At 36.0% G+C, this 12,212-nt stretch carries 12 protein-coding genes; 6 read left to right on the top strand and 6 right to left on the bottom strand.

Going from position 1 to position 12,212, the window contains the following annotated elements:
- Positions 1-1,619, bottom strand: a 1,619-nt coding sequence (locus tag HU235_RS23910) for a cation:proton antiporter family protein (RefSeq protein WP_174881820.1), incomplete at its 3' end; no start/stop codon positions are given.
- Positions 1,620-1,653: 34 nt separating this feature from the next.
- Entirely contained in the window at positions 1,654-3,021 is a 1,368-nt protein-coding gene (gene mgtE, locus HU235_RS23905; protein WP_095303172.1) for a magnesium transporter, read from the bottom strand.
- A gap of 485 nt (positions 3,022-3,506) precedes the next feature.
- On the opposite strand from mgtE, the gene HU235_RS23900 reads away from it, so the two are divergent.
- Entirely contained in the window at positions 3,507-4,682 is a 1,176-nt protein-coding gene (locus HU235_RS23900; protein ID WP_095303171.1) for an FtsW/RodA/SpoVE family cell cycle protein, read from the top strand.
- 177 nt (positions 4,683-4,859) lie between these two features.
- Entirely contained in the window at positions 4,860-5,591 is a 732-nt protein-coding gene (gene prpE, locus HU235_RS23895; RefSeq protein ID WP_174881819.1) for a bis(5'-nucleosyl)-tetraphosphatase PrpE, read from the top strand.
- A gap of 236 nt (positions 5,592-5,827) precedes the next feature.
- On the opposite strand, the gene HU235_RS23890 is transcribed toward prpE, so the two are convergent.
- The 4 genes from HU235_RS23890 to HU235_RS23875 all read right to left on the bottom strand — a co-directional run bounded on the left by HU235_RS23890 (position 5,828) and on the right by HU235_RS23875 (position 9,088).
- Positions 5,828-6,721 carry an RluA family pseudouridine synthase gene (locus HU235_RS23890; protein ID WP_174881818.1) on the bottom strand — a complete coding sequence of 298 codons (894 nt, stop codon included), beginning with the start codon at positions 6,719-6,721 and terminating at the stop codon, positions 5,828-5,830.
- A gap of 66 nt (positions 6,722-6,787) precedes the next feature.
- Positions 6,788-7,597, bottom strand: coding sequence for an NAD kinase (locus HU235_RS23885; RefSeq protein WP_095303168.1), 810 nt, complete (start codon positions 7,595-7,597; stop codon positions 6,788-6,790).
- Between the two features lie 222 nt (positions 7,598-7,819).
- Positions 7,820-8,443, bottom strand: a complete 624-nt coding sequence (locus HU235_RS23880; protein ID WP_095303167.1) for a GTP pyrophosphokinase — start codon at positions 8,441-8,443, stop codon at positions 7,820-7,822.
- A 270-nt stretch (positions 8,444-8,713) separates the two neighbouring features.
- Complete coding sequence (locus tag HU235_RS23875) at positions 8,714-9,088, bottom strand: UPF0738 family protein (RefSeq protein ID WP_174881817.1); 375 nt, start codon at positions 9,086-9,088, stop codon at positions 8,714-8,716.
- A 152-nt stretch (positions 9,089-9,240) separates the two neighbouring features.
- Between HU235_RS23875 and HU235_RS23870 the strand changes: the two genes are divergently transcribed.
- The 4 genes from HU235_RS23870 (at position 9,241) to HU235_RS23855 (ending at position 12,137) form a co-directional block, all read left to right on the top strand.
- Entirely contained in the window at positions 9,241-9,825 is a 585-nt protein-coding gene (locus tag HU235_RS23870; protein ID WP_174881816.1) for a CYTH domain-containing protein, read from the top strand.
- Between the two features lie 11 nt (positions 9,826-9,836).
- Entirely contained in the window at positions 9,837-10,484 is a 648-nt protein-coding gene (locus tag HU235_RS23865; RefSeq protein WP_233452412.1) for a lytic transglycosylase domain-containing protein, read from the top strand.
- Positions 10,485-10,846: 362 nt separating this feature from the next.
- Positions 10,847-11,263, top strand: a complete 417-nt coding sequence (locus HU235_RS23860; RefSeq protein ID WP_174881815.1) for a globin domain-containing protein — start codon at positions 10,847-10,849, stop codon at positions 11,261-11,263.
- Positions 11,256-12,137, top strand: a complete 882-nt coding sequence (locus HU235_RS23855) for a ClpXP adapter SpxH family protein (protein WP_145584769.1) — start codon at positions 11,256-11,258, stop codon at positions 12,135-12,137. Before HU235_RS23860 ends, HU235_RS23855 begins: the two co-directional genes overlap by 8 nt.
- Positions 12,138-12,212: the final 75 nt, after the last annotated feature.

Below are 12,212 nucleotides of genomic sequence, written 5' to 3'. Positions count from 1 at the left end.
GTTAAAATCCGCATAACCCCAGGTGCTTCAATCAATGCACGAAGCATTGTTTTCGTTGATAACAATGTAGAAAAGACGTCAATATCGTTTTCCTTCAACTTTGTATCTAATTCAGGTGAAGCAACGCTCGCAATTACTCGTTCAACCTTTTGCTCTTTTGCAAATAGCGCAATATCCGCGTTTCGTTGCTCATCTCCTGTTGTTACTACGATTAAATCAACATCAAATGCTTGATTTTCCATCAACGTTTTTACTTCAAAATCTTTAATTTCTTTTATATCAAACAAGGAATGGGAAATTTGTTTGTCCAGTTTCTCTTGTTTCATATGAAAGACTGTTGTTTCATATATTTCTGGGTTTAATTCCCTCGTAACAGGCAAGGATAATTGATTCGCTCCAATAAAGGCAACTTTAATTTTCGGACGCTCTGATACATGTTTCGGGAATAGCTTTTTAAAGAAAATTGGTGTAACAATACTTGTGATAACTGCAACTAAAATTAGTGCACCTGACATCTCTGACGTTATAACTTCCATTCTTTCACCGATTGTAGCTGCAGCGATAACAAGGGATAATGTTGAAGTTAATAAGAAGCCTGATGCAAGTGTTGTTTTTAAATCATACCAACGCTTTAATAAAAATACTGGAACAATTTTTGATATTAACAATCCGATAAATAGTAAAGGTATTAATATAAAGATTTTTGGATCCTGGAACAATGCCCAGATATCTAAGTCAACACCGACCATTACGAAGAAAATTGGAATAAGAAATCCATATCCAAAGGAATCAAGTTTTTGCACCATCTCTTTATTTGGTGATAACAATGAAACAAGCACACCTGCTAAAAAGGCTCCTAAAATGTTTTCAGCTCCTATTGTCTCTGAAATTGCAACTAATACAATGATGAGAGTAAAAACAGCTCGTGTGCCAATTTGGATCGTTCCTTTTGACATAGTTTCAATGAAGGAACGGTTTTGAAATGCTTTCCCTAGGAAATAAAGCAAGACTCCTGCTCCAAATAATATGAGTAATAACCATGTGTTCGTATCCCCATCGCCATATATTGAGGCAAACACCGCAAGTAACACCATCGTCACTAAATCCGCGATAACCGCAACAAGTAAAATGATTTGCCCGATGTTTGATTTCATAATTTGAGCGTCTTTTAATGTTGGGACAACAACACCAAGGGAAATTGTTGAAATAATTAATGTCATAAGGAAGGCATTATCCATCAGTCCAATCCAAACAAATAGATATGAAAGGATTAATGATAGAATAAAAATCCCGACAAATATAATCGTAGAAACTAGAAACGTATTGGGAGCATTTTTACCTGAAGGAAGCTTTTCCTTCTTTTTTCCTCCAGCAAATGCTGAAAAATCAATCTCTAGTCCACTTAAAAACATAAGAAAGATAAAGCCTAACATCGAAAGGGTTTCAAGCCACATATCTTGAGAGACGACATCAAAGCCACTTTTTCCAATAATTAATCCAACAATAATTTCTGCGACGACGACTGGCATAAAGTTAAGCCTAAGACGATGTAAAATAATTGGTGTTAAAAACGCTGCTAAAATAACAATAACTAGTGATGTTACGGATGCACCATGCATCAAATCCCTCCAATCAGTTAGTACGAATAGAACATTAAATTAAATACTGCATAAATAATGTCGCCATTCCAAAGTAAATTAAAATACTAATAATATCGTTAATAGTTGTTATAAATGGCCCCGAAGCTACAGCTGGGTCAACTTTAAGCCGATGCATAATGAGCGGTATTAACGCCCCAGCAATCGTAGCAACTGTTAATGTCGCTAAAATTGAAATACCGACAAGCATCCCTAAGAAAAGCTCGCCCTTCCATACAAAAATTACAATTGTAACGACAATTCCACAAACTGTACCTGTAATTAAGCCTGTACCTGCTTCTTTAAGTAGCAATTTTATACTGCTATGCTCCTCAGCATCCCCTACAGCAATTCTTCTTACTGCAACCGCTAAGGCTTGTGTACCTGTATTTCCAGCCATACCTGCAATAAGGGGAATAAAAACAGCCAATATGGCGACCTTGTCTAATGTCGCTTCAAATCTCCCAATTAAGCTCGCTGTAAACATTCCTAAAAATAAAAGAATAATCAACCAAGGGAGTCTTTTTTTAGCTGCTGTGAAAGGACCTCGGTCATTTGAATCGACATCTGCAATCCCCGCAAGCTTGGAATAGTCATCACTTGCTTCTTCATCAATGACATCGACAATATCATCTACTGTAATAATTCCGAGCAGATGTCCTCTAAAGTCTACAACAGGCAACGCTAAAAAGTTATAATCCTTCATTTTTCGCGCCACTTCTTCTTGGTCTTCAGCAACACTTACTGAATACACACGTTCATTCATTACTTCAGAAATCATTGTATCTGGTTCATTAATGATCAAGTCTCTTAACGAAATAACCCCAACAAGTTTTTTTGCTTCATCAATAACGAATACATAATAGATTGTCTCTGCATTTGGTGCCTCATTTTTCAAAATTTGCATAGCAGAGTGCACAGTTTGATTTGCGTGGATGGCGATGTATTCTGTTGTCATAATACTACCAGCCGTATATTCCTCATAATGAAGAAGTTCACGAATCTCCTCAGCTGCATCATCATCCATGATTGTTAAGTAGCTCGCTGCCTGATCTTTGTCAAGCTCATTCAAAACGTCTACTGCATCATCAGCGTACATATGAGATAGCATTTGTGCCGCAAAGGTTGGATCCATTTCTGATAAAAAGATTTTGTACCTATCATCGTCATCCTCAATGTTTTCAAAAACAGAAGCCATTTCTTCAGGTGATAGGTAGCTATAAACGATAAATCGTTCTTCTTCCTCTAATTTACTAAAAAATTTCGCTTGATCATAAGGATGTTGCTCTAAAAAGACCTCGCGAAATTCATCCATATTGTGACTTGATAAAGAAGCAAGTAATCCTTCCTCTTCTAATTCTACTTTTTCTTTTTCATCTGACATGTTTAGTCCCCCTCTCTCTATTTAGTAAAATGTGCTACAATAATGGTTGTGACTTTTTTATTCACAGCAGTATTTTATCACCATGAAGGAAACTTAGATGTATGGTGGACTATGCGTAATCATCTTCCATAACGATTTCATGTCAAAGTCCCTTACTGTTTTAATGCTCCTTCGTATTGTAGGAAGACTTTGTTGTATTTTTCTAAACTTTCCATTCATTACACACAATGGCAAGAATTTTTAGGATGTACCCCGTCATTTATAAGGGGATTAAGCTACCTGGTATTCGGGATAAATACTATAATATTCTATATGATATCGTAAGAAAAACTCAATTCTCTTCCTAAACCTTCATAAAAATTTTACAATCTATTAAGAATCCGACAAAGGAATCTTTTCAAATCGTTCACAAACCATTAAGATGGTTAATGATACAATGACACTAGGATTAATTTCAACTTAAATGTTTAGAAAGGGATCATCTTATGACATCTCAAAAATCTCCCCAACATCAAATTGATTATACATTAATATTTATCATGTTTTTATTAGCTTTAGTTAGCACGATTGCGATCAATAGTGCTGAAGAGACTCTTACTTCAGCACTTCAAGGGATTAACTTTTCCGTCAAGCAAATTCAGTGGTATATTATCGGGTCGGTAGCCGTTGTTCTAACTATGTTAATCGATTTTGACCGATTTAAGCAATTAGCTTGGTATTTATACGGCTTTGGTATGCTGTTGCTTCTAGGATTAGAAATTTTACCTGAACCAATTGTCCAAACGATTAAAGGTGCGACAAGCTGGTATCAACTCGGACCACTTGGGAATTTCCAGCCATCAGAGTTAATGAAAATATTCTTGATTATTGTTTTGAGCAAAATTATTACTGAGCATCGAGAGAAATACCCAGTTAGTTCTCTTTCAGATGATTTTCTATTAATTGGGAAGCTTTTTGCAACTGCAATACCACCAATTCTCTTGTTAATTAGACAGCCAGATATGGGGATGACGATGGTATTTTGTGCCGTGATTGCATCTCTAATATTAGTATCGGGAATTCAATGGCGAATCATTTTAACAGCTGTTTCCTCTGTTCTTATAATTGCTGGAGCGTTCATCTTTACATTTATTAAATTTCCTGATTTCTTCCTTAAGTACGTTTTACGCGGTGAAGAATATCAATTAGATCGCTTTTATGGATGGTTAAATCCATATGAATACTCTGGTGAGCAGGGCTTCCAGCTCGTTAAATCTCTATTAGCAATCGGTTCTGGGGAATTACATGGGAAAGGGTATCAAAATCTAGAGGTTTATTTACCTGAAGCCCATACTGATTTCATCTTTGCCATTATTTCAGAGCAATTTGGTTTTATTGGCGGAAGTATTGTTATCTCACTCTTCTTTTTACTAATTTATCGTATGATTCATATTTCACTTGAAAGCAATGACCCATTTGGAAGCTATTTATGTACAGGCATTATCGGAATGATTACCTTCCAAGTCTTTCAAAATATTGGAATGACGATTGGATTACTGCCAATAACAGGACTTCCTTTACCATTCATAAGCTATGGCGGAAGCTCCCTCGCCACCTACATGGTCGCAATCGGCATCATCCTAAACGTCCGATCCCGCACAAGAAAATACATGTTTGACTGAAATAAAGGTACCCTATGAATGGGTACCTTTATTATTGGGGTCAATTATTGGAGTCAATTTATTGGGACTCAATTTATTGGGGACTGTCCCCAATTTGTTTTAATTTTTACATTTTGATTTAGTTAGTGGTGATTTTATATATTTTTGGGGACTGTCCCCCATTAGGAGGTGGATGTTGTGAAGGTTGATGTTATTGGGGATGTTCATGGGTGTTTTGAGGAGTTTGAGGAGTTGACTAGGGTGCTTGGGTATGATTGGTCTTCGGGAGTTCCAATTCATCCGAGCAATCGGAAGCTGTCTTTTGTTGGGGATTTAACGGATCGTGGCCCTTATTCGATTCGAGTGATCGACGTTGTGTATCGATTGTTGAAGGAGAAACAGGCGTTTTATTCTCCAGGAAATCATTGCAATAAGCTTTATCGTTTTTTTCTAGGCAATAAAGTGCAAATTTCTCATGGGTTAGAGACAACAGTTGCTGAGTATGATGCTCTTTCACATTCACAACAAATGGAGATTAAACAAAAGTTTATCTGGATATACGAATCAGCTCCTTTATATCAAGTTCTCGATGATGGGAAGTTAATCGTAGCACATGCGGGAATTCGTGAGGACTATATCGGTAAGACAAGCAATGCTGTCAAAACCTTTGTATTATACGGTGATATCACCGGCAAGAAAAATCCAGATGGTACTCCTGAACGCAGGGATTGGGCATTGCACTATCAAGGTAAGCCATTTATTGTTTATGGGCATACACCCGTGTTAGAGGCAAAACGTACGAAGCAGACAATTAATATTGATACAGGTGCTGTTTTTGGGAATAAGTTTACAGCCTATCGCTATCCTGAGGATGAAATCGTTTCTGTTCCCTCAACCATTCCGTTTGATGAAGAAAGATTTAGAAGATAATCCCGAAAAAACTACCAGGTGTAGGTCCAGCCATTATAAAAATGGACCTTTCATACTTAGTATGCATAACTTCAAACGAACCCTACAAATACATATATCCCACCACAATTTGCATTTGGTTAAAAACCACTCTTACAAACCATTTAAAAACCGACCTCCTTAATTTCATCATATAAAAAAGTAGTTCAATATAGGAATAACCTTATTACTCCAAAATTGAACTACTCATCTTACAATCATTCTGTCATAAGTTTTTTCATATCTTCAGGGATCTCAGAAATAAACTCCATTTCTTTTTCTAAGATTGGATGCCAAAAGGAAAGCTTTACACTATGTAATGCTTGGCGGTTAATCTGCTCCTGACTCCCCCCATATAATGTATCACCGCAAAGAGGATGACCAATAGATGAAAGATGGACACGAATTTGATGCGTTCTTCCAGTGTCTAACACTAATTCAATATATGTCTTGTTATGAAAGGTATTCAGAACTTGATAATGTGTGATTGCCTCTTGACCATCTTCTCTTACTTCCCTTTCGATGATGCTATCATCCTTTCGACCAATTCGCTTTGAAATCGTTCCAGCTGTCTCCTTAAGAACACCGTGCACAATTGCAAAATAAGTGCGCTTGATCTCCTTATTTCTTTGCTGCTCTGAAAACAACGAATGGGCAAAGCGATGTTTTGCAACAAGCATTAACCCCGATGTATCCTTATCTAGGCGATTAACAATATGGATTGTCGAAGGGATTTGATGTGTCTTATAATATTGCATCAAACCATTTGCTAACGTTCCACTTACATGCTCACGAGAGGGAATCGACGGGATAAATGGCGGCTTATCAATTACTATACAATGCTCATCCTCATATACAATATCGAACGGTACGTCATTTTCCGCTTTTAGGCCTGTGCCCTTTTCTTCAATAGGAAAAATTACAGTCAAAAGATCGTTTGCTTGCAAAACGTGGCGCACTGTTACATTTTCTGAATTCACTTTAATAGCTCCACCATTAAATTTAATATCAGTTAAAGCTCGCTTTGATATTTTCTTTTCTCTGACAAAATCCTTTATCGATTTCTTTGCATCTTCGCTGTTAATGACCCACTGTAACTGAAATGGCTTCATACAATTAAACCCCTATAAACATCTTGAATTATAATTAACTTCATTTACTTTAACAAAATAACAAGGTTATTCCTTCCTACCGACATCCCCGACAAATGAATCACGCACTCTTTTCCAAAATGGAAATGGCTTAAATCGAGCAAAACGGATATTTTCACTTGCAACACGGCATTGGATTGATTTCACATCTTTATGTAATAATGTTAAATGATCGATAGTTATTTGAAAATCAACATCGTTAACTGGCTTTAACATACATGTATGGTGCTCAGGCAAGATAAGCGGTGAACCTATTGTCCGAAACACTCGATTGTTAATTGAGGCCATCTCAGCTAACTGAATCGCTCTAATCGACGGATGAAGGATCGCACCACCTAATGCCTTATTATAGGCTGTACTTCCTGATGGAGTTGAAATACATAGTCCATCTCCACGGAACGTTTCAAAGGTTTGACCTTTAATTTCAACATTCATAACTAAAGTGCCTTCTATGCTCTTAACCGTACATTCATTTAATGCTAAATATCTTGCCTCACGACTACCATCATTATGATTAATTATGACCTCAAGGACTGGATATTCTACTACCTGATAGGGAGTTTTTGCAATCGCAATAACTAGCTTTTCGATTTCGTCTGGTACCCAATCAGCATAAAAGCCAAGATGGCCAGTATGGACACCGATAAATGCCGTTTTATCAAGTCTACTTCGATAACGATGAAAGGCATATAAAAGAGTTCCATCTCCACCAACAGAAATGACAATATCAGGTTGATCTTCATCATATTCTAACTGAAAATCTAACAAATATGTCCTCATTTTTTGCATAATTGAGTTTGAAACTGTATCACCTTTAGATGAAATTGCAAACTTCATTTATATTAACTCCCTTTCACCAATTTCTTTTCATAATCAACTACTATAACAAAGCAACGATACCCGATTCTAATCTACCATGGCAATGCTATTCGAACAATTTTTTTCATTAATTTTCCGAAAATAATGTATTTTGGCAAGCGGAATGCTGGCATCCTACGGTCCGTCCGCTAGTTGAATTTTTTAAAATTTTCAAGCATTAATGGTTATACGAAAAAGCTATTATTCCGTTTTCCTTGAGAAGATTACTTGTGCTTCCTGCACTTCACCTTTAATCTGTGACATTTCCTCGTCTAATGAATAAGCTGCTTCAGCCGCACGTTTTAAACGTACTTTGATTTCCTCAGGAATATTCCCGCTATATTTATAATTCAATGAATGCTCAATAGTTGCCCAAAAATTCATAGAAAGTGTTCTGATTTGAATTTCGACTAAAATTTTTTTCTCCCCATTTACCGTTTGTAAAGGATATTTAACTACAACATGATATGAACGATAGCCACTTTCCTTTTTACTAGTTATATAATCACGCTCTTCAACGACTTCAAGGTCTGTTCTGCTTTTCAACATATCGACAACTGCTTTAATATCATCGACAAACTGACACATCATCCGTATACCAGCTATATCTTGTAAACCCTCTTCTATTTTATCTAAAGGAATGCCTTTTCGTTTCGCTTTATCCAATATACTTGCAACAGGCTTTACACGCCCTGTAACAAACTCAATTGGAGAGTGTGTATGATGTAATTCATATTGTGCTCTAATTCCCCGTAATTTTACCTTTAACTCCTCTACTGCTTGATGATAAGGAGCCAAGAATAATTTCCACTGTTCATGCTTCATACAAAATCCCCCTCTGACTGCCACCGCCAAATCGAAATTACCTTGTTTCTTTTTCTAAGGCTGCTTTTGTAAACTTTGTTGCTTTCTGCTTTCTAGGTTGGTTTTCTCGTACAATGCTGCATTCCACGGGTGGATGGTGAGCCTACTCAAGGTTAACACCTCGTGTGGCACCACCTATCACACATCCCATAGAAGCCTCACACATCCACTCCTATCAACTATTACAAAGTTATGCTTAAAAACAACAATAGTTTAATAAAGAGTCTTTTCTTAAGAAAATACCTCCGTCACTTTTGTTTCCATTTCTTCTCCGTAATTAGCATTACCTTTAATATTATCGATTAAATATTGTAATTCATCAATTATCTGAACTAGCTCTACTTCACTATCGTTAATTTTTAATAACACTGGCAAGCTCTTATCTAAAGCTTCCTTTAATTTAGACCATATCGTATGCGGTAATCCAGCATAGATAAAATCTTCGTCTGTTTCTAGTAAATAAATAAACGCTAATTGATCAGAATCGACTAACATTTGCCCTTTCGCATTCATGCTGCCTTTTATTTCAGATAACGAATCCTCTGTATGTAAGATTAAACGATTAGCTTCAAGTACTGCTTCTTTTACATCAATTCTTTTGTTCATAAAAATCTCCTTCCGTTACACGTCATTGATTATTTTACCATATTAAAATTGACATGATAACATTGCGAAATAACAAGATGCAAGCGATAATAGAGCTATGTGAAGAATTTAACTTTCGCTAATAATGCGTATCGATGAAAGGAATCTATCAGATGTCACAAGAAATCGAAATAGAATTCAAAAACCTACTTACTAAAAACGAATTTAACCAGCTAAAAAAAGTATTTCAAATAGATGAGGATGATTTTATCCTACAAGAAAATCATTATTTTGATACTCCACAGTTTTCTCTTAAGGAGCTTGGTGCTGCACTTAGAATTCGCAAAAAGAAAAATCAGTTTGTCCTCACGTTAAAGGAGCCTGCAAAGATCGGATTATTAGAAACACATCAAGCTCTTACAAATGACGAGGCACAAACAATAATTACATCTGGCATTCTGCCTGAAGGTCCCGTTGTTGCACAACTTCATAAATTAGAAGTTGCTGTACAAACCATTACCTATTTCGGTTCGTTAACGACAAGTCGTGCCGAAAAAAATTATAAAAATGGCTTAATAGTTTTGGATCATAGCCGATATTTAAATATAGAGGATTATGAATTAGAATATGAAGTTCAAGATGAAGAAAAGGGAAAAGCAGCATTTCATCAATTATTAAATGAATTTTCTATTCCGGTCCGCCAAACTAAAAATAAAATTCGTCGTTTTTATGAGCAAAAATATAAAGAAGCGAGGTAATGAGGTTGGATATCAAAACTCAATACTATAAAACACTACTTGAGCTCCAAGCTCTTCGAAATTTAGATAGCAATGGTATCACTACTAATAGCGATTCTTCATTTGAATCAGATTTTCAAGAACTTTTAAACTCATTATTAAATTCAGCTTCAATAAACACCGAGGCAACTGAGCAACCAGCTATTAGTGTAAAAGAGTTAACAACTATGTTAGAAACAAAGACTCCATTAACAAATATCAATTCAACTTCATCTACTGAAGTATCTAATCCAACAAGCATCTCTGGTGATATCGATGACATGATTAAACAAGCTGCGGAAAAATATGGGATTGATGAAAAGCTCATTCATGCGGTAGTTAAGCAAGAGTCAGGTTTTAACCCAGCAGCCAAAAGCTATGCTGGAGCAATGGGACTTATGCAATTAATGCCAGCAACAGCTCGTTCACTAGGTGTCGAAAATCCGTTTGATGCTGCCCAAAACATTGAAGGTGGTACCAAATATTTAAAGAAGATGCTCACAAAATATAATGGTGACGTCTCACTTGCCCTTGCTGCCTACAATGCAGGACCAGGTAATGTAGATAAATATGGCGGAATTCCTCCGTTTAAAGAAACACAAAACTATGTTAAGAAAATAACAGAGTCATACCTAGCGTAGCCGATTATTGATTGGCTACTTTTTTATTATGTAGGGCATTGTTGTTTGGAGCAAAAATTCCGTAAAACGTTTTATCCTTATTTTACAGGTAAATACTAACATCAAAAATCCTTCTATCCCTTCAAAACGCTATTTATTCCATAGTTTTTAGAACATAATATTGCATGCTTCGAGCGATTTGTTTGAGATATATAGAAACGCTTGTTAAAATGTATATAATATTGTTAAAGAATTAGTTATATGATTGTTGTCACTACACTATTAATGTAAACATAGTCGTCATATTTTAATAACAATAAATGATAAACATCAGGAAATTCTGTTTGAATGAATGATTTAGCAAATTTAAAGGAGCTATCAACATGACTGACCAAAAACTAACACCGTATGAAGTGATAGGTGAAGAAATGCTCTCACACCTTGTTGATTCCTTTTATGGGAAAGTACAAAAACATCCAATGCTTTCTCCCATTTTTCCAGATGACTTAACTGAAACTGCTAGAAAGCAAAAACAATTTTTAACACAATATTTAGGCGGCCCTCAGCTCTATACAGAGGAGCACGGTCATCCGATGTTAAGAGCAAGACATCTTCCGTTTCCGATTACGCCGGCAAGGGCTAATGCATGGATTCAATGTATGAAAGAGGCAATGAATGATGTTGGATTAACAGGTGACATAAAGGATTTTCTCCTTCATCGGCTTCAGCTTACTGCACACCATATGGTGAATACTAATGGAGAAGATAATGAGCAGAAAGAGGTATATAGCAATGAATAACAAGTGTGAGATGAAGGATGCTTCTCTCTTTTTCTCACATTGTAATGGACATCCTGATAAGCCGCTAGAAATTTATATGTTTGTTGATCCATTATGTCCTGACTGTTGGGCACTCGAGCCTATTATAAAAAAGCTGCAAATTGAATATGGTCGCTTTTTTACACTTAGACATATTATTAGTGGACGTCTTGCAACATTAAATATTACAAAGAGAAAAAGACCTGATAAGCTAGCAAAGGCATGGGAGAAGACCGCAAATCGAACAGGGATGTCTTGTGACGGAAAGATTTGGTTAGAAAATCCATTATCAACACCTTATACGGCATCTTTAGCAATAAAAGCCGCAGAGCTACAAGGGAGAAAAGCAGGCCTTCGCTTTTTACGGAAACTACAGGAATATTTATTTATTGAAAGTCAAAATGTTTCTGAAGAATCTATGTTAATTGAAATTGCTGAGAAAGTCGGACTCGATGTTGAGGAGTTTAAAATCGACCTTCATTCACAAGCTGCTGCAAAAGCGCTCCAATGTGATTTAAAAATCACTTCTGAAATGGATGTTCATGAAATACCGACTCTCGCATTTTTTAGTGAAAATGTTGAAGAGGAAGGTTTAAAAATTACTGGTCTTTATTCATATGATTTATACGTCCAAGTTTTATTTGAGATGATTGGGAGTAAAATAAAGCCTTCCCATACACCTCCATTAGAAATATTTTTAAGACACTACCAATTTGTTGCAACTGCTGAAATTGCTGCTGTCTATAATATGACGACATGTGAGGTTGAAAAGGAATTAAAGAAATTAGTCCTTTCCCAAACAGTAGAAAAAGTCCAAGCAAAGCATGGAACCTTTTGGAGATATTTAAATAGTTAACAAAAAGACTGGAGCTAAAAGTTCCAGTCTTTTTATTGTAGATAAAATAACGATAATCATAGAATTCTAATAAAA

The organism is Metabacillus niabensis, assembly GCF_902829255.1.
Classification (GTDB): Bacteria; Bacillota; Bacilli; order Bacillales; family Bacillaceae; genus Metabacillus; species Metabacillus niabensis.
This window is presented reverse-complemented; position numbering and strand designations above follow the sequence as displayed.

Coding starts and splice junctions, on each gene's coding strand:
- HU235_RS23890 (WP_174881818.1), bottom strand. CDS start 6,721: ATGAAGCCATTTCAGTTACAGTGGGTCATTAACAGCGAAGATGCAAAG.
- HU235_RS23875 (WP_174881817.1), bottom strand. CDS start 9,088: ATGAACAAAAGAATTGATGTAAAAGAAGCAGTACTTGAAGCTAATCGT.
- HU235_RS23855 (WP_145584769.1), top strand. CDS start 11,256: ATGAATAACAAGTGTGAGATGAAGGATGCTTCTCTCTTTTTCTCACAT.
- mgtE (WP_095303172.1), bottom strand. CDS start 3,021: ATGTCAGATGAAAAAGAAAAAGTAGAATTAGAAGAGGAAGGATTACTT.
- HU235_RS23885 (WP_095303168.1), bottom strand. CDS start 7,597: ATGAAGTTTGCAATTTCATCTAAAGGTGATACAGTTTCAAACTCAATT.
- HU235_RS23880 (WP_095303167.1), bottom strand. CDS start 8,443: ATGAAGCATGAACAGTGGAAATTATTCTTGGCTCCTTATCATCAAGCA.
- HU235_RS23900 (WP_095303171.1), top strand. CDS start 3,507: ATGACATCTCAAAAATCTCCCCAACATCAAATTGATTATACATTAATA.
- HU235_RS23870 (WP_174881816.1), top strand. CDS start 9,241: ATGTCACAAGAAATCGAAATAGAATTCAAAAACCTACTTACTAAAAAC.
- HU235_RS23860 (WP_174881815.1), top strand. CDS start 10,847: ATGACTGACCAAAAACTAACACCGTATGAAGTGATAGGTGAAGAAATG.